19 protein-coding genes and 1 pseudogene are annotated in these 17,164 nt (G+C 63.0%); 10 read left to right on the forward strand and 10 right to left on the reverse strand.

Annotated elements, in window-relative coordinates; genetic code table 11:
- From DCY11_RS13845 to DCY11_RS13860, 4 genes are all read right to left on the reverse strand, one after another.
- Complete coding sequence (locus tag DCY11_RS13845) at positions 1-2,862, reverse strand: monovalent cation/H+ antiporter subunit A (RefSeq protein WP_108683375.1); 2,862 nt, start codon at positions 2,860-2,862, stop codon at positions 1-3.
- Between the two features lie 70 nt (positions 2,863-2,932).
- The gene (locus DCY11_RS13850; RefSeq protein WP_159080040.1) at positions 2,933-3,487 is read right to left on the reverse strand and encodes an MAPEG family protein; all 555 of its coding nucleotides are present in this window, start codon (positions 3,485-3,487) and stop codon (positions 2,933-2,935) included.
- A 37-nt stretch (positions 3,488-3,524) separates the two neighbouring features.
- Positions 3,525-4,712, reverse strand: coding sequence for an FAD-dependent monooxygenase (locus DCY11_RS13855; protein WP_108683377.1), 1,188 nt, complete (start codon positions 4,710-4,712; stop codon positions 3,525-3,527).
- A gap of 12 nt (positions 4,713-4,724) precedes the next feature.
- Positions 4,725-4,988 (reverse strand): zinc-finger domain-containing protein, encoded by a 264-nt coding sequence (locus DCY11_RS13860; RefSeq protein WP_108683378.1) that lies wholly within the window; start codon positions 4,986-4,988, stop codon positions 4,725-4,727.
- A gap of 76 nt (positions 4,989-5,064) precedes the next feature.
- Between DCY11_RS13860 and DCY11_RS13865 the strand changes: the two are divergent.
- The 4 genes and pseudogenes from DCY11_RS13865 (at position 5,065) to DCY11_RS13880 (ending at position 7,432) form a co-directional block, all read left to right on the forward strand.
- Positions 5,065-5,816: pseudogene (locus tag DCY11_RS13865) on the forward strand (alpha/beta fold hydrolase).
- A gap of 94 nt (positions 5,817-5,910) precedes the next feature.
- A complete protein-coding gene (cysE, locus tag DCY11_RS13870) occupies positions 5,911-6,756 on the forward strand; it encodes a serine O-acetyltransferase (protein ID WP_108683379.1) in 846 nt (281 codons plus the stop codon).
- A 22-nt stretch (positions 6,757-6,778) separates the two neighbouring features.
- The gene (locus tag DCY11_RS13875) at positions 6,779-6,991 is read left to right on the forward strand and encodes a DUF3126 family protein (RefSeq protein WP_045367706.1); all 213 of its coding nucleotides are present in this window, start codon (positions 6,779-6,781) and stop codon (positions 6,989-6,991) included.
- 129 nt (positions 6,992-7,120) lie between these two features.
- The gene (locus tag DCY11_RS13880; RefSeq protein ID WP_108683380.1) at positions 7,121-7,432 is read left to right on the forward strand and encodes a hypothetical protein; all 312 of its coding nucleotides are present in this window, start codon (positions 7,121-7,123) and stop codon (positions 7,430-7,432) included.
- 144 nt (positions 7,433-7,576) lie between these two features.
- Here DCY11_RS13880 and DCY11_RS13885 read toward each other — a convergent pair whose 3' ends face one another.
- The 3 genes from DCY11_RS13885 to DCY11_RS13895 form a co-directional block, all read right to left on the reverse strand.
- Positions 7,577-8,227 carry a transglutaminase-like cysteine peptidase gene (locus DCY11_RS13885; protein WP_245409381.1) on the reverse strand — a complete coding sequence of 217 codons (651 nt, stop codon included), beginning with the start codon at positions 8,225-8,227 and terminating at the stop codon, positions 7,577-7,579.
- A 259-nt stretch (positions 8,228-8,486) separates the two neighbouring features.
- The gene (locus tag DCY11_RS13890; protein ID WP_208430472.1) at positions 8,487-9,134 is read right to left on the reverse strand and encodes a PilZ domain-containing protein; all 648 of its coding nucleotides are present in this window, start codon (positions 9,132-9,134) and stop codon (positions 8,487-8,489) included.
- A gap of 148 nt (positions 9,135-9,282) precedes the next feature.
- Positions 9,283-9,867: a PAS domain-containing protein gene (locus tag DCY11_RS13895; RefSeq protein ID WP_108683382.1), complete on the reverse strand. Its 585-nt coding sequence runs from the start codon at positions 9,865-9,867 to the stop codon at positions 9,283-9,285.
- A 385-nt stretch (positions 9,868-10,252) separates the two neighbouring features.
- Between DCY11_RS13895 and DCY11_RS13905 the strand changes: the two genes are divergently transcribed.
- Both DCY11_RS13905 and DCY11_RS13910 read left to right on the forward strand, forming a co-directional pair.
- Positions 10,253-10,783 carry a rhomboid family intramembrane serine protease gene (locus tag DCY11_RS13905; protein WP_245409382.1) on the forward strand — a complete coding sequence of 177 codons (531 nt, stop codon included), beginning with the start codon at positions 10,253-10,255 and terminating at the stop codon, positions 10,781-10,783.
- 108 nt (positions 10,784-10,891) lie between these two features.
- Positions 10,892-11,323 carry a CBS domain-containing protein gene (locus tag DCY11_RS13910; protein WP_069444936.1) on the forward strand — a complete coding sequence of 144 codons (432 nt, stop codon included), beginning with the start codon at positions 10,892-10,894 and terminating at the stop codon, positions 11,321-11,323.
- A gap of 45 nt (positions 11,324-11,368) precedes the next feature.
- Here DCY11_RS13910 and DCY11_RS13915 read toward each other — a convergent pair whose 3' ends face one another.
- The 3 genes from DCY11_RS13915 to folE all read right to left on the reverse strand — a co-directional run bounded on the left by DCY11_RS13915 (position 11,369) and on the right by folE (position 13,613).
- Positions 11,369-12,298 carry a patatin-like phospholipase family protein gene (locus tag DCY11_RS13915; RefSeq protein WP_069444935.1) on the reverse strand — a complete coding sequence of 310 codons (930 nt, stop codon included), beginning with the start codon at positions 12,296-12,298 and terminating at the stop codon, positions 11,369-11,371.
- A gap of 138 nt (positions 12,299-12,436) precedes the next feature.
- Positions 12,437-12,913, reverse strand: a complete 477-nt coding sequence (gene hisI / locus DCY11_RS13920; RefSeq protein ID WP_245409383.1) for a phosphoribosyl-AMP cyclohydrolase — start codon at positions 12,911-12,913, stop codon at positions 12,437-12,439.
- 37 nt (positions 12,914-12,950) lie between these two features.
- Positions 12,951-13,613, reverse strand: coding sequence for a GTP cyclohydrolase I FolE (gene folE, locus DCY11_RS13925; protein WP_108683385.1), 663 nt, complete (start codon positions 13,611-13,613; stop codon positions 12,951-12,953).
- A gap of 206 nt (positions 13,614-13,819) precedes the next feature.
- Here folE and DCY11_RS13930 point away from each other — a divergent pair, with 206 nt between their 5' ends.
- The 4 genes from DCY11_RS13930 (at position 13,820) to thrS (ending at position 17,149) form a co-directional block, all read left to right on the forward strand.
- Positions 13,820-14,281: an iron-sulfur cluster assembly scaffold protein gene (locus DCY11_RS13930; RefSeq protein ID WP_108683386.1), complete on the forward strand. Its 462-nt coding sequence runs from the start codon at positions 13,820-13,822 to the stop codon at positions 14,279-14,281.
- 9 nt (positions 14,282-14,290) lie between these two features.
- On the forward strand, positions 14,291-14,770 hold the full coding sequence (locus tag DCY11_RS13935; RefSeq protein ID WP_108683387.1) for a cupin domain-containing protein: 480 nt from the start codon (positions 14,291-14,293) through the stop codon (positions 14,768-14,770).
- Positions 14,771-14,825: 55 nt separating this feature from the next.
- The gene (gene yidD, locus DCY11_RS13940; RefSeq protein WP_208430473.1) at positions 14,826-15,086 is read left to right on the forward strand and encodes a membrane protein insertion efficiency factor YidD; all 261 of its coding nucleotides are present in this window, start codon (positions 14,826-14,828) and stop codon (positions 15,084-15,086) included.
- Between the two features lie 119 nt (positions 15,087-15,205).
- Positions 15,206-17,149: a threonine--tRNA ligase gene (thrS, locus tag DCY11_RS13945; protein WP_108683388.1), complete on the forward strand. Its 1,944-nt coding sequence runs from the start codon at positions 15,206-15,208 to the stop codon at positions 17,147-17,149.
- The last annotated feature ends 15 nt before the right edge of the window (positions 17,150-17,164 follow it).

Here is a 17,164-nt window from a genome sequence, read left to right on the forward strand (position 1 = left end):
TCAGCTCTCCTTCTTGCTCGAGCTGACGACCTGGCCGTCCTTCAAGGGAACGTCCATCGGGCCTTCGGGAACGACTTCGGGCTCGGCGCGCGCCTCCACGCGCGAGATCTGGGCGAGCGACAGCATGACCACGCCGACCACTGCCAGGAACACGCCGAGGTCGAACGACATGGCCGAGGCGACTTCGAACTCGCCGATGATCGGAAGGTGCACATACGTGTACGTGCTGGTCAGGAAGGGCCAGCCGAAGATCAGCGACACGACGCCGGTCAGTCCGGCGATCAGCACGCCCGTGCCGATGAGCACCTGGCTGTCCAGGCGCATGCGGGACGCGGCCCAGCCGTAGCCGCTGGCGATGTATTGCATGATCAGCGCGATGGCCACGATCAGGCCGGCGATGAAGCCGCCGCCCGGCATGTTGTGGCCCCGCAGGAAGACGAAGGCCGCCACCACGAGCACGAGCGGAAACAGGACGCGCGTCGCGACCACCAGCATCATCGGGTGGGCGTTGACGCTTTGCTCGCGGTCACTTCGGATCGACGCCAGCGTGCGTGCGGCAGCGCCGCGCAAGGCGTTGTCGAGCAGCGCGTAGATGGTGATTGCCGCGATCCCGAGCACGATGATCTCGCCGTACGTATCAAAGCCGCGGAAGTCGACGAGGATGACGTTCACGACATTGGTCCCGCCGCCGCCGGGCTTGGCCTCGGCCAGGTAGTAATCCGAGATCGTCTGAAAATCGCGCGTCATGATCGCGTAGGCGAGGGCGGCGATACCGAGACCCACGGCTGCGGCGACTGTCGCGCGTGCGAACCGTCCGCCGGTGCTTGTTTCCTGCGGTGAGGTCTGCGGCACGAGATTGAGCGCGAGCAACAGCAGGATCGTCGTGACGATGTCGACCGAGATCTGGGTCAGGGACAGATCGGGCGCGGAGAACTCGAGGAAGAACAGCGCGGCGATCAAGCCGACACCGCTGGTCAGGACCAGGGACAGCAGGCGGTTCTGGTGCCAGAACAGCAACGAAATGCACAACGTGGCGAGGACCAACCAGGCGGCGGTCGCCGGGAACGACCCCGGAATCACGGCCCGTGTCCCCGCTCCATGCGGCGCATGGAAAAAGGCCGCCGCGCCGACCACGAGGATCGTCACCAAGATGATGCCGGCATAGCGCGAGAACGAACCGTTATGGGTGGCATTGATGAAGCGGCGCGCGCCGCGGACAAGGCCCGATACGCCGGCGTCGAACATGCTCTTCGCGTCCATGCCGGCGAAGACGAGGCGCAGCTGATCCGCGGCGTTGTAGGACCGGAACAGGAATGCGCCGCCTATGAGTGCGATCGCGCTCATGAGGAGCGCGGGCGTGAAGCCGTGCCAGAGTGCGAGATGATATTCGGGTAGCGCCCCGCCGACGACGGCCGACGCGGTGCGCTCGACGATGGCGCCTGCCGTCTGCGCCGGGAAGATTCCGATCACGACGACAAGAACGGCCAGGAGAGCGACGGGCAGCCACATGCCGAGGGGCGGATCGTGAGGCTTCTTCGGATAGTCGTCGCGCACCGGTCCGAGAAACGTGCTGATGGCAAAGCGATACGAATAGGCGGCCGAGAACAAGGAGGCCAGCGTCACAAGTAACGGGATCACCCAAGCATGTCCGCCATAGGAGGTGTGCGAGGCTTCCTCGAGCATCATCTCCTTGGAGAGGAAGCCGTTGAAGAAGGGGATGCCGGCCATGGACGCCGCGCCGATCAACGCCAGCGTCGCGGTGATCGGCATGAGGGTCATCAGCGCGCCGAGCCGCCGGATGTCCCGCGTGCCCGTTTCGTGGTCCACGATCCCGGCGCACATGAAAAGCCCCGCCTTGAACGTGGCGTGGTTGAGGATGTGGAACATGGCGGCGACCGCGGCCAGCGGTGTGCCAAAGCCAAGCAGCATTGTCGTCAGGCCGAGATGACTCACGGTCGAGTAGGCCAGCAGCGCCTTGAGGTCGTTCCGGAACAGGGCGATCCAGGCTGCGATCAGCATGGTGACGAGGCCGATCGGCGCGACGATGAGGAACCACGCATCGGCGGGTGAGAACACCGGCCACAGCCGGGCCATCAAGAACAGCCCCGCCTTCACCATGGTGGCGGAGTGCAGATAGGCGGAGACGGGGGTCGGCGCGGCCATGGCGTGCGGCAGCCAGAAATGGAACGGGAACTGCGCGGATTTGGTGAAGGCGCCGAGCAGGACCAGGAGCATCGCGGGCAGGAACATCGGTGAGGACCGGACGGCGTCCCCGCGCTGAAGGATCTCCGTGATCTCGTAGCTGCCGGCGATATGCCCCAGGATCAGCATGCCCGCGATCAGCGCGAGGCCGCCGGTGCCGGTGACGATCAGTGCCATGCGAGCCCCTTGGCGTGACTCGGGCAGATGCCGCCAATAGCCGATGAGCAGGAACGAGGTGAGGCTGGTCAGTTCCCAGAAGACGATCAGCAGAAGGATGTTGTCGCTGAGGACGATGCCGACCATCGCGCCTTGAAACATCAGCAGATAGAAATAGAGCAGGCTCAGCGAATCCTTGGAGCTCAAGTAGTAGCGGGCATAGAGAATGATCAGCAGCCCGATGCCGAGAATGAGCCCCGCGAAGAACAGCCCGAGGCCGTCCGCGAAAAACGAGAAGGACAGCCCGATTGCGGGCAGCCACGGCACGCTCCAGGTGACGACCTCGCCGCTGTAGACGGCTGGCGCGTGCGACATCACGAGCGCAAGCGCCGTCAGGGTGACCGCGCCGGTTGCAATTGCACAAACATCACGCCCCAGACGGTCTGCCAGCAGCGGAATAACCGCGCCGAGGAACGGCGTGAGCGTGGCAAGGGCAAGAAGCATGCGTGGGGCTACCGGGGTTTGTGGAGAGGGCGGCGACTCGTGACGGCGGCACGGGAATCAGCGTTTGATGTCATCCAAACATAGACGGATCAAGGCAGAAAGTCGTCTGAAGCGGGATTGCCTGCGCCGCGCCGATTAGGCGCGCCGCGGAGAATCCGAGCAGCAGGATAAAGAGCCCCACGGTCGGATAAAAGGTCAGTGCGAAGCCCAATGAGCGGGCCACCGCCCCCCGCCCATATCCCAGATAGAAGAGGAGTCGCCCCAGTCCGAAGAGTGCCACGCAAAGAAGCGGCAGCAGCCGTGCCTCGGGAGGCGCCAAGGCGAACCAAGCCCCATAGATCGCGATGGCGAGAACCGACTGTTCCAGCGTATTTTGCAGCAGCGACTGCAGCACTCGCGCTGTCGACGTTTCGCTCGATCCCGCTGCGGCATCGATGTCTTTCGGCGTGAAGAAGCGGTGTTTGGCAAGACGGGCCACCGACACCAACAGCCAGAACGACACTCCGGTTGTGACGTAGGCCCACAACCGCATCGTGCCGGCCAGGTCGTCTGGTCCGGCCGGAAATCCCGGCCAGACGAACGGCAGCGCGAGCGTTATGACCGTGATGGCCACGGCGATCGCCATTCCGGTCGCAACTCCAACCTGCTTCTGTGTCATCGGATTACCCTCCATGGCCATAGAGCCAGTCGAATCCGCGCAACGTCGCTGTTTCGCTGCGCAGGCCGAGTATCGTGTTGCGTGTGTTGCGGAAAACCTCGCCGAGAAAACCGTCTCCCATGTGATAGGCACGGCCGAGGCGCCGTGAGGCCTGCTGGACGCGTGTCGCGCGCGGGTGCCGGACGGCCTCATAGGCCTGGAACGCGCGGGACAGCTGCGACGGCGTTTGGCCGAGAAAACTTGCGAGCTCGGCGGCGTCTTCGATGGCAAGTCCGGCGCCTTGCGCCAAATATGGGAGGACCGGATGGGCGGCGTCGCCGAGAAGAACCGTCGCGCCGCGCGACCAATGGGGCAGGGCCGGCAGGCCGAACAGCGACCAGGCGCGCCAGCTCGGCGCGGCATCGAGCAGACCGAGCGGCGCATCGTTCCAGCGCGCGAAGTTGCCGAGCACGGTTTCCTTCGCCGCCGACCTGTTCCAGCCCTCTTCCTTCTCGCCTTGCTCCGTCACGGCCACGACATTGACCGCCTCGCCGCCCTGAACGGGGTAGTGCACCAAGTGGGAGCGGGGGCCGAGCCAGAGGCCGACGATGGGCGAAGAGAACGGCTCGGGCAGCGCATCGCGCGGTATGAGGCTGCGAAAGGCCGTCGCGCCGGTGAAGGACGGCGCCATGCCCGGCGCGACCCAGCCGCGGACCGTCGACCAAAGGCCGTCCGCGCCGATGAGCAGTGAACCGTTTCGAGTCTCGCCGTCGGACCCGGTGACGCTTATCCCGTCCTCGTCACGGACATCGGTAACCGTGAATTCAGGGGAGAGCGAGACGTGCGTGCAGTCGCTAGCGACGGTTCGCAGTGCTTCGTGCAGATCGGCCCGATGAGCGGTGATATAAGGCGCGCCATAGCGCGTCTGCGCGAACGCGCCGAGCGGGACCGTTGCGAGCTTCTTTCCGTTCCGGCCGTCGAAGAGCCAGACGGCGTCGGGCCGGAAGGTCTGCGGGTCGAGCGCGTCGAGCACACCCAATCGCCGGAGGATTCTCGTGGCGTTCGGGCCGAGCTGAATTCCAGCGCCGCTTTCTTCCGAGAACGTCGAGCGCTCGAGGATTTGGGCATCGATCGCCTTACGGTCCAGCGCGATCGCGGCCGTAAGCCCGCCGATGCCGCCGCCCGCAATCAGGACCGGCCGGTTCGTCGTCATAGAGATTTTGTCTTAGGCCGCCGGTGCCCCCGCGGGCGCCGTGGCCACGTAGACGCATCCATCGGGATCGCTTTCCGTCGGCGCCAGCGCGACGTCGTAGACATAGAGCGTCGAGCAATACGGGCAGATGACTTCGTTTTCGCTGCCCATGTCGAGATAGACGTGCGGATGATCCTGCGGCGGCGACGCGCCCATGCACTGGAACTCCTTGACGCCGATCTTGATCCGGTTGACGCCTATGTCATTCACGTAATGGGGCACGAGCGATTGAGCCATGATATTCCGTTCGCCTGTGGTTGAAGGACGGTGGCTCCAGCATAGTGACCCTTGACGGAATGCGGTAGGTCAAAGAATGCAGAGTTTCGATTCCGACGGCGTGCGGATCGCCTATCTGGACGAGGGGGAGGGCGATCCGATCCTTCTGATCCACGGTTTTGCGTCCAACGTGGGGACCAACTGGGTCGATCCGCAATGGGTGCGCACGTTGACGCAGGATGGCCGCCGAGTCATCGCGCTCGACAATCGAGGCCATGGCCAGAGCGACAAGCTGTACGATCCGGAGCGCTACGGCGCCCCGAAATGGCCGAAGATGCGATCCGTCTCCTCGATCACCTCGAAATCGATCGCGTGGATGTGCTTGGCTATTCCATGGGCGCCCGGATAGCGGCGTTTCTCGCCTTTGCCCACCCGGACCGGGTGCGAAGCATCGTGTTCGGCGGGCTCGGGATCCACATGGTCCGCGGCATGGTAGGCGCGGGGCCGTTGGCGGCGGCGCTCGAAGCCCCACGGCTGGAAGACGTCACCAACGACACCGCGCGCAGTTTTCGCGTCTTCGCCGAGCAGACGAAAAGCGACCTCAAGGCTCTGGCGGCCTGTATGCGCGGCCCGCGCGAGAAGGTCCCTCGGGAAAAACTCGGCGAGCTCACCGTACCGGTACTCGTGGCGGTCGGTAGTAAAGATGTGATCGGCGGATCGGGAGCGGCGCTTGCGGAACTGATTCCGAATGCCCAGTTCCTGGACATATCCGGGCGCGACCATATGAAGGCCGTAGGCGACAAGCAGTTCAAAGAGGGCGTGCTGGCGTTTTTGGCGTCGCGCCCGTGAACGTCCGGTTTGCCAAAAGCGGCGGCCGCGCTAGACGTAACCACATGTACCTGCTAGGGGGGCTCAACTGAGCCGAGCTCCGAAGAGGTGAGCCATGAACAAGCCAGCAGTGGCGGCACAGCCAAAAGTCGAAAGTTGGGATCCGGTGTGGAGCCAAGTCCGGCGCGAGGCCGAAGAGGTCAGCGCGGCCGAGCCTGCTCTGGGCGGGTTTCTTTACGCCTCGATTCTGAGCCATTCGCGTTTCGAGGATGCGGTCGTGCATCGTTTGGCGCGGCGTCTGCAGCACGCCGTGCTCGATCCCGGCCTGATCCACACGACATTTCATGAGATTCTCGATCAGGACCCCTCGCTCGGCGAGGAGTTCCGGGCGGACGCGATGGCTTGGATTCAACGCGATCCGGCCTGCGACCGGCTGATCGAGCCGCTCATCTATTTCAAGGGCTACCACGCCTTGCAGACGCACCGCATCGGCCACCGGCTGTGGAACGCGGGGCGCAAGGACTTCGCGCTCTATCTGCAGAGCCTCGTTTCCCGCTTCCTGCAGGTGGACATTCATCCTGCAGCGCAGATCGGCCGCGGCATCATGATCGACCATGCCACCGGCATCGTGATCGGCGAGACGGCCGTGGTGGGAGACAATTGCTCGCTCCTGCACGGTGTGACGCTCGGCGGCTCCGGCAACGAGCACGGCGATCGTCATCCCAAGATCGGCCGTGGCGTGATGATCGGCGCCGGCGCGAAAATTCTCGGGAATATCAAGGTCGGCAACTGCGCGCGGATCGCGGCCGGCAGCGTAGTGCTCAAGGACATTCCGGCGCGCCGCACGGTGGCGGGCGTTCCGGCCAGAGATATCGGTGAAAACACATGCCCAGAGCCGGCGCTGACCATGGATCAGTTCGTACCGGGCGAGGATGTTCACCTCGGCAACGACGAATTCTAAGGTTCTGAAGGGGGCAAGTGCAGTGACACGCGACGAAATTCTGAAGCTCGAGAGCTATCTGAAGAAGACCTTCCGCATGGCGGATATCGAGGTCCGGCAACGTCCTCAAAAGGACGACTCCGCCGAGGTCTACATCGGCGACGAGTTCATCGGAATTCTGTTTCGTGACGACGAGGACCCGGACGACACGGCCTACCAGTTCCAGATGGCGATCCTGGATTACGACCTGCAGTAACAGGGCCGGGTCGGCTGTGGGTCACGCGTTAACCACTCATTAAGAATAAAAGTCACATCAAATGCCTCGCTCGCTATGGTGCGTCTCGTCGAGATGCGCCATGGGATTGGCGCCACCAGGGGAGTGGCAATGAGCGAAGGGCTGGTTTTTGCGTTCGTGATTGCGGTCGGTTTCGTGACCGCGGGTGTGCTTTCGAGTTTCGTTCAGCTCGTTTCGGGACAGCCGATGCGCTTCTTTGTGGAGCACCGGTCCCTCGCAGCATCCATCGGAAGCGTCCTTCTGCGGGTCCTTGCGGGCCCTGAAATCCTCATGCGCAACGCCTGGCGGGGCGTCTACTTCGAAAAGCGGCCGCAAGGGTGGTTCTGGCTCGCGTCGGGGATCGCGGGCTTCTGGAGCCTCATGATCGGCTGTCTGCTGATCGACATTCTCTTGAACGTATAGGCATTCGGAAAAAGAAGGAGCCGGCCTCCGGGGAAGGAGGACCGGCTCGAGTAAGGGCCCGGCTGGTGGGGATCGGTGGGGGATTGTCACCGGGCCCTTGGGTTGCCTCCCGTTGAGGGGGACTGGGGAGGCAAAACGCGGTTGTTAGCGGCGGTTCGACGCCGAAGTTGCAGGTTGCGGCTCGAGGTCCGGCGGCAGGAGCGAGATCCAGACCAGCGGATTGCGGGCCGATTGCTGCTTCACGAAGGTGTAGGGCGTATCGGCCCAGGCTTTCACCTGATTCACCTTATTGTCGAGCACGAAGTCGCCACGGTCGGTCCGTGCGGTCAGGACCGCATGACCTTCATTGTTCTCGTCACGAACGACCGTGATGAGGAGGGCGGTCGCCGGCCAGCCGCGCTGGATGAGGATGCGGCGCTTCAGCAGCACATAGTCCTCGCAGTCGCCCTGCTTGACCGGGTAGGTCCACCGTTCGACCTCGCCGTAAAGATCCATGTCCGTGACGGGTGCGATCGCCTTGTTGACGGCGACATTCACCTTGCGCAGCGCTGCGGCTCTCTCCTGCGTCAGCTGAATGCGATCGGTGAAGCGGCGCGACGGGCGGCACTCGGCCGAGCGCGCGCGGCAGAAGTTCACATAGCCAACGGGCGGCAAGGTTTCGCCGAAGGATTGCATGAAGGTCATCTGATAAGAGTCAGATGACGTCTTCAGCGAGATAGTGTGTTTATTGGTCGCCTCTGCTGGAAGCGACGAAATAAACATCAGAAAAGCTGTCCCCAAAACAAAGTTTTTCATTACGTCCCCCTGTTGTTAGGGAGAACTATCGCAGGAACAATTTGCGATCCGGATAAGGAAAGCCTGAGTTTTGAACGGTTGTTGGTAGGAAAATTTTAGCGGCGCCTACTTAAACCTGAATGAGCTTGGTTACCCAGGCTTTTAGGAAGGCTGGTGTTGAGCCGCTTAGTCATTGAATAGACTATGCTTTTCTACCTAAGCCGCGCGAAGCGGGCCTGGCAGGGCTGAAAGAATTGGGAAAGGCTATTCTTGGGCTGGGTTAGCCGAATGTCCGGGCCATGCTGTCCGGATCCTGTACTTCGACAAACTCGATCGCGAAGCCTTCGTCGTGATGACGGACCACTCTGCCGCGGTGACGTGCAAGAACGACCAAGGAGTCGATATCCGGCCGCAGATCCGTCGCGACGGATGCGCCGCTCAAAGAGACATCGATGACGCGGCATGCATGCACGGAGCCGGACGGCAGAATCAGCTTCTGCTCCGCGATGCGCGGTGCATAGCGCTCGTGCACGCGGTCCTCGAGGTTGTGCTCACCGCTGCTGTACCAGGTGAGAACGTTGGCAATGCGTTCACGCTTGCGGGCGCTGATCTTGAATTCCACGGCGAAGCCGCCGTCGAACGTCCGGGTCACCGTGCCGTCCAGGCCGCCCAGTTGCTCGATATAGGAGATGACCCGCTCCCCGACACGCGGCAAGAAAGGCGCCTTCACCGCCATGCCGCCGGGAGACATGTTGAACACCTCGCACGGATACTCGTCGGTGTTTTCCACCATGAAGCGCCCGTTGAGAGACACGTCCATGCGCTTGAACCGGCGACGTTCCTCCAGAATTTTCGGTCTGTCGGTCTGGCGCTTCGACCGCTCGGACATCGTATCGAGCCCTAGCTCTGGGGGTCTGGGAGTGCTCATGCCACGCTCTGTTAATCATGCCTTCTAGCAGGCACTCTTGAATACAACCTGAAGCACGTATAGCGCGCAAGGCATTAAGGAATGGCTAAGCGTATCTACACAGAGTCGCGCGACGCGACAATTATCCGCATTGCGCCTATTTCGGCTCTCAGCCGGACAGGCCGCCTTGCACGACCCGGAATTTCCGCCGTGCCTCGAGGGCCGCTTCGGCATTGCCGGCGGGGAGCAAGCCGGCGCCGCCATCGGGCCAATGAAGGCCGATGTCCCGCAGTTCCAGAGCAACGACGGGATCCGCGCCCAACCAGAATGGATGGTCCACGGCCGTAATGGCTCCCAGAATGCGGTTGATCGATGATCCGGTATGGATCAGGGGCAACAGGGCGAACTCGAACGCTGCCTCGCGGTTGTTCTCGGTGACTCCGAAAAAGGTCCCGTGACCGACCGCGCCCTCGCTGACAACCGTGTCGAGCGTGGCAGAGATCGTCCGCCGGTCATCGAGGGACCACAGACTGAGGAAGTCGGCACCGCGCAGTTCGCGGCCGAAGTGCTGGCAAACCTCGGTTCCGGCCAAGCGAAAACGGAATGAAGAAGGCTCACAGCATTCGGCAATGAAGGTCTCCCGCAGCAGACCGGAAATCTGCGATGGGTCTACCTCAAAGCGTTGCGGCGCGATCCGGCCGTTGCGGATCGCGTTCCAATACGCGTAAAGCTTCGTGGTGGTTTCCTGCTGCATCGGGTACTCAACACATCCAATTTGAAACGCTCGTTGTCAGGCACGGCTGCGTCCGGGCGTCGGTGCCGCGGAGGAGCCGGTGCGATTGGGTCTAAGAAAGCAGAGAGTGTGCCAGCGGCTGTGCGGGGTGGGCTCGGCACCGAAAGGGGTGCCGTTAAGGTTGCCGCCGAGACCGCATTTTCATGGAGCTTCGGATGCCGGCTAGAGAACCGATCCTGAACGTGCCGCGCGCGGTGACGCTTTCCGCCGGCGCGATGATCGCGATGCAGCTCGTCCTGAGCGTGCTGCCTCTCCAGACGGGCCTCACTGTCTTGCTAAGTTTGGCAATGATTCCAGCCCGTTACACGGGCGCCGCCCCGAGCTGCCGGGCGGCTACATTTCCGCCGTGACCTCATTCGTCACGTACATGGTGGTCCATGGCGGCTGGCTGCATCTCATCGTCAACGTCTTGTGGATGCTGGCCTTCGGCACGGCCGTTGCGCGCCGCGTCTCGACGGCCGGGTTTTTTCAGTTCTCGATCCTCTGCGGGATCGCCGGGGCGCTGACCCACCTTGTCCTACATTGGGGCGAAGTGTCTCCCATGGTGGGTGCCTCGGCTGCCATTTCGGGACAGATGGCGGCGGCCTTACGCTTTATCTTTTTTGCGCGCGGCACTCCGCGGGGGCAGATCCCCGATTTCGCGCATGTGCCGCTGGCCTCCCTGAGGGAGACAGTCCGGGACGGCCGCGTCATGGGGTTCATTGTTTTCTGGCTGGTTCTGAACGCCTATTTCGGTCTGACCGGCGCGTCGTTCGGGACCGGACCCGAAAGCGAGATCGCGTGGGAAGCGCATGTTGGCGGGTTCGTCTGCGGCTTGCTGATCTTCGGGTATTTTGACGCCGCGCGGCCTGCGCCGGATGCTTCGCAACTGCGGTAAGCAGCGGAAATCTTCGAGTGTTTTCCAGACTGCTTGCGCGCGTCACGAGTTGCCGACACAATGCTGCCGCAGTTGGAATTTGTGGAGCCGTGCCGGAGGATCACCCCCATGAATGTCGCAGCGATCTTGAAGCTCAAGGGCAGGGACGTGCTGACTGCGCCTCCCAGCACCAAGTTGTTGGATATCGCCCGGATGCTCGGAGAGCGTAAGATCGGTTGCATTGTGATTGCCGACGACGTTGGCAATGTGATCGGCATCGTGTCCGAACGGGACATCGTTCAGGAACTGGCCCGTGCAGGCACGTCCGTGATGGACGAGCCCGTCGAGGTCTGCATGACGAAGTCTGTCGTGAGCTGCCGCGAGGCGGACACCACGGATCAACTCATGGGTGAAATGACCGCCCACCGTTTCCGCCATATGCCCGTCATCGAGCGCGGCCGCTTGGTTGGTCTCGTGTCTATCGGTGACGTAGTGCGGATGCGTATCGCCGAGGCCGAGATGGAAGCCGCCGCCATGCGCGAGTACATTGCGACGGGCTGATCGGCTTCCGACTGATCCTGACCGCAGGTTTCTTGAGCGCGCCCTCTAGGCAGCGACCGCCTTCAGCGTGTGCCGTATCTCGTCCAGCTGAGACTCCGCGGCCTTTGCTCCCAATGCTATCGCCTCGTTCGCGCGGTGAAAGTCGAACAGCGCGATGCGTCCGGTCTTGGGATTGATGGTGATATCGGGCGGGTCGCCAGCAAGGCGTGATCGCGCGATGCGATCCTGCGTGATGTTGATCGCATCCATCATCACGCTCGAAATGCCGGGTGCACCCTTGCCGCGGCCAAACAACTGACGGTGCAGCAGGCGGAGCGCGCCGCCGTCTTGGGCGGCGTCGGCGTTGGGCTGGAGCGCTGGTACCTCCATATCGGCCGGTTCGCTGAACGAGGCATGGTCGTGAATTACGCCGGCCTTGCCGAACGGATCGCTGGTCACGTTGACCGCGATCACGATGCGGGCGCCGAGGGCTCTGCAAACGGACACGGGAACCGGATTGACCAGCGCGCCGTCGATCATCCACTGGCCGTTGATCTGGACCGGCTTGAAGATGCCGGGCAGGGCGAACGACGCGTTCAGCGCGGTGACGAGGTCGCCCTTGTTGAGCCAGACTTCGTGCCCCGTCCCGAGCTCGGTGGCGATCGCCACGAAGCGGGGGTCCAGATCTTCGATCCTTAGGCCCTTCAGATGGTCTTGCAGCTCGCCGGAGAGGCGCTGGCCGGTAATCAGTCCCGAGCCGGCGAGATTGAAATCCAGAAAGCCGAAGATCTTCCGGGGCGTGAGCCGCCGCGCGAAGTCCTCGAGATGCTTGAGATTGCCGGTCACGAAACAGGCGCCCGCGACGGCCCCGATCGAGGTGCCGGCGACGACATCCGGCTCTAGGCCGGCAGCGATCAAAGTGTTCAGAACGCCGATATGCGCCCATCCGCGGGCGGAGCCGCCCCCTAGCGCTAAGCCGACAGTTGGTTTTGCCATTCTAAAAGCCTCTTACGGGAGATATGGGCCCCGTATCGACACGTCGCAACGCTGCTACGACGTTACCGCAAGACGTGCGCCGACGCGTTTTGATCCGCTTGTCGCGGCGCGAGTCAATTAGGACAATACCAGGGGTATTTAAGGTTTGGTTTTGGGCGAGGCGGCGCCGTAAACGTCGGCCGGGTCGAAGTGACGGTCGGTGTGCACCATGACGAGCTTCTGACCAGCCTCTTTGCCGAACGGGACGCGGCGATAGAAGCACGAGACACGGCCCGTGTGGCAGCACGCGCCGGCACCGGTCATCTCGGCCTTGAGCCAGAGCACGTCCTGATCGCAGTCTACCCGCATCTCGACAATGCGGAGCGTGTTCCCGCTCGTTTCACCCTTGCGCCACAGCGCCTTGCGCGAGCGGGACCAGAAATGGGCTTCGCCGGTCTCGATGGTCCGGGCCAAGGCCTCGTCGTTCATATAGGCGAACATCAAGACCTCGCCGGTCTCCGCCGCCGTCACAATGGCCGGCACGAGACCGTCGGCGTCGAAGGCAGGCGCAAACGTGTCGCCTTCCTCGAGCTCGGACTTGTCCTTGATCGTTGGGAATCTCGAAGCGTCGATCACCGCAAAGTCTTTCCGCTGCGGCCGGCGGGCGCTTCTTCTAGCGTCCGCGATCTGCCGCCAACTGCATGAAACGGGCTTGTTGCGCCGGGTCTTCCTTGAAGACGCCGGTGAACTGCGTCGTGATGGTCGCGACACCGGGCTTCCGGACACCGCGCATCGACATGCACTGATGGACGGCCTCGATCATCACCGCCACGCCCTTGGGCTTCAGCACGCGATCGATCGTCTCGGCGATCTGCGCCGTCATGGTCTCCTGCGTCTGCAGGCGGCGTCCGAAGACTTCCACCACGCGCGCAAGCTTGGAGAGGCCCACGACCCGATCGGTCGGGAAGTAGGCAATATGCGCCTTGCCGATGAACGGAACCATGTGGTGTTCGCAATGGGAGTTCAGTTCGATATCGCGCAGCATGACGATGTCGTCATAGCCGCCGACGTCGTCGAACGTGCGCGATAGGACCTCGATCGGGTCGTCCTTGTAGCCGGCGAAGAACTCGTCATAGGCGCCGACAACGCGCTTCGGCGTATCGCGCAGGCCCTCGCGCTCCGGATCGTCACCTGCATAAGCGATCAAGGTCCGCACGGCTCTTTCCGCTTCTTCGCGGGAGGGACGAGTGATCTGGGGTCCCTTACCAATCTCGATGCCTGCGTAGAGCTTCCGCCCTTGGCGTGTGTCGGCGCGGCTGTCGGACTTTGTAGCCATGACGTGGCAGATCCTTCCGGTTGTCTAAGCGCTTGATTTTCTTTCAAAGAGAAAGAACCCGCAAGGCGATTGACGCAAATGTGCGGCAGCGCGGCAACGGGCGCGTAGAAGATAAATTCCTCCGAGCATATATAGTGCGTACCCCCGGCCTGCAACCCGCGGCGGGAACCAGAACCACACAAGCGGCTCTTTCAACGAGGATTTTCATGACGCGGCCAGAGGACATCTACAGCGACCGGTTGCTTGCCCTGGCTGCGGCAATACCCCGGACCGAGCGCTTGGCTGCGCCGCAGGCAACGGCGCGAGCCCACTCGAAACTCTGCGGCAGCACCGTCGAGGTCGACCTCACGATGAATGGCGACGTCGTCACCGATTACGGGCAGACCGTGCGGGCGTGTCTCCTCGGTCAAACGGCCGCTTCCGTGGTGGGCCGCGAGATTATCGGGTCCTCTGCCGCGGAGTTGCGTGCGGTCGGTGCCGCCATGCGCGCGATGCTGAAGCAAGGCGGCGAGCCGCCCACTGGGAAGTGGGGGGACCTCGCGTTGCTCGAGTCCGTCCGCGACTACAAGGCCCGTCAGCCGTCGACGCTTCTCGTCTTCGACGCGGTCGAAGATGCGATCGCGCAGATCGAGGCTATGCGGGCCGCGCCCGAACAACCGTCCGTTTGAGGCTTGGACATGAGCGACACGACGCCCACCAGGATCGAGTCGATGGCTGTTGCGGCGCGAACGGGCAGCATCTACCCGGCTCCGTTCGACGAGCCGCTCGCCGGACGGGTGAAACGGGCGGTTGGCAACGCCCTCGGGCTGAACCAGTTCGGCGTCAACCTGGTTACGCTTGCTCCAGGCGCGTGGTCGTCCCAGCGTCACTGGCACGAGAATGAGGACGAGTTCGTGTACATCCTCGAGGGCACGGCCACGCTCATCACCGACGAGGGGGAGTTTGCTCTGGAGGCGGGCATGGCGGCGGGCTTCCCTGCGGGCGAGCCGGATGGCCATCATTTGGTGAACAGGAGCGATGCGCCGGTCGCCTATCTCGAAGTCGGGACGCGGGCGCCCGAAGAGACGGCGCATTACAGCGATATCGACATGAAAGCCCAGCGTGACGGAAGCGGCGGCTTCGCGTTCACGCGCAAGGACGGCACGCCAATCGCATGAACCCGCCTTCGACATCGGCCCCGCGCGTCTGGGGCGGCAAATCGCGAAAGCGGTAATGCTCGCCCCGATCACGGCCTATCGCTACACCTTTTCCGCGCTGGTCGGCGCCCATTGCCGCCATCTTCCCACGTGTTCGGACTACGCGCGCGAAGCCATCGACCTGAACGGCGCGTGGAAAGGCGGGTGGCTGACGCTGGCGCGGCTTTGCCGCTGTAATCCATGGGGCAGCCACGGGCACGATCCGGTGCCGGACATCCGCGCCGAACGCCATCCTTTTGCCCCGTGGCGCTACGGCCGCTGGCGTATCAAGGCGTGAATACCTAGATACGAGTGACAAGACGGGTGACTTGGGCCGCGATTCCCGTTAGAACCCGCGGCCTACCCAACCATTCCATCTTACCTGCGCTCGTACGCAGGATTGAGAGGAGAGACAGTATGATTTCCCTAAAGTTTCCCGATGGTTCCGCACGCGACTTCGAATCCGGAGTCACGGGGCGCGACGTGGCCGCTTCGATCTCGAAATCGCTCGAGAAGAACGCGGTCGCGGTCGTGGTCGACGGTGCCATCCGCGATCTCGGCGAGCCGATCGAGGACGATGGCGACATCCGTATCGTCAAGCGCACCGATCCGGAGGCGCTGACGCTGATCCGTCACGACGCGGCGCATGTGATGGCAGAAGCCGTCCAGGCACTCTATCCGGACACGCAAGTCACGATCGGTCCGGTGATCGAGAACGGCTTCTATTACGACTTCGCCCGCGAGGATTCCTTCACGCCCGAAGATCTGCCGGTCATCGAGAAGAAGATGGCCCAGATCGTCGCCTCCAATCACCCGTTCACGGTTGAGGTTTGGAGCCGCGAGAAGGCCAGGAAGGTGTTCGCCGAGAAGGGCGAGCACTTCAAGGTCGAGCTCGTCGATGCGATTCCCGAGGGCGAGGACGTCAAGATCTATCATCAGGGCGATTGGTTCGACCTGTGCCGCGGCCCGCACATGGATACGACCGGCCGCATCGGGAAGGGCTTCAAGCTGCTCAAGATCGCGGGCGCTTACTGGCGCGGCGACTCGAACAACCCGATGCTTCAGCGCATCTATGGCACGGCCTGGGCGAACGAGGACGACCTCAAGGCCTATCTCCACCAGTTGGAGGAGGCTGAGAAGCGCGACCATCGCCGCTTGGGCCGCGAGATGGACCTGTTCCACTTCCAGGAAGAGGCGCCGGGCGCTGTGTTCTGGCACGCCAAGGGCTGGTCGTTGTTCCAGGCTCTGATCGGCTATATGCGCCGGCGGCAGCAGGACTGGGGCTATGTTGAGGTCAACTCGCCCGACATGATGGAACGCACGCTCTGGGAGCAGTCGGGCCATTGGGAGAAGTTCCAGGAGAACATGTACATCGCCGAAACGCCGGACGATCGCGTGTTCTGCTGCAAGCCCATGAACTGCCCCGGCCATGTGCAGATCTTCAAGAACGGCCTCAAGAGCTATCGCGACCTTCCGTTGCGCATCGCCGAGTTCGGCAAGGTGCACCGCTACGAGCCTTCGGGTGCGCTGCACGGTCTGTTGCGGGTCCGGCACTTCACGCAGGACGATGCGCATATCTTCTGTACGGAAGATCAGATCACAGAGGAATGCGTGAAGCTCAACGAGCAGGTCCTCTCGATCTACCGCGATTTCGGCTTCGAGGATGTGCGGATCAAGTTCTCCGACCGTCCCGAGAAGCGCGTCGGCGCGGATGAGGTCTGGGACAAGGCCGAGGCCGCGCTGAAGCGCGCGGTGGAGGCCGCTGGCCTGTCGTACGAGCTGAACCCGGGCGAGGGCGCCTTCTACGGACCCAAGCTCGAATACGTGTTGCGCGACGCCATCGGGCGCGACTGGCAGTGCGGAACGGTCCAGGTCGATCTGAACATGCCGGAGCGGCTTGGGGCCTATTACATCGGCGCCGACGGGGAGAAGAAGGTCCCCGTCATGATCCATCGCGCCATGTTCGGATCGCTCGAGCGCTTCACGGGCATTCTCGTCGAGCATCATGCGGGACATCTGCCTCTTTGGCTCTCGCCGGTGCAGGCCGTCGTGGCGACGATCGTCTCCGATGCGAACGACTATGCGCAAATGGTGTTGGAACGGCTCAAGGCGGCGGGCCTGCGCGCTGAGGCGGATCTTCGCAACGAGAAGATCAACTACAAAGTCCGCGAGCACTCCGTGGCCAAAGTGCCGGTCATCCTGGTTGCCGGCAAGCGCGAGGCGGAGGAGGGCACGGTCTCCGTGCGCCGTCTCGGTTCGCAGAAACAGGAAGTGATGAGCCTGGAGGATGCGGTTGCGATGATCGCGGCCGAGTCGGTTCCGCCGGACGCGAAACCGTCGGGCGCGGCGAAAGCAGCCTAGTCCAAGACGTCTGTC

Origin of the sequence: Methyloceanibacter sp. wino2 (genome assembly GCF_003071365.1) — a bacterium.
In the GTDB taxonomy this organism is placed as follows: Bacteria; Pseudomonadota; Alphaproteobacteria; order Rhizobiales; family Methyloligellaceae; genus Methyloceanibacter.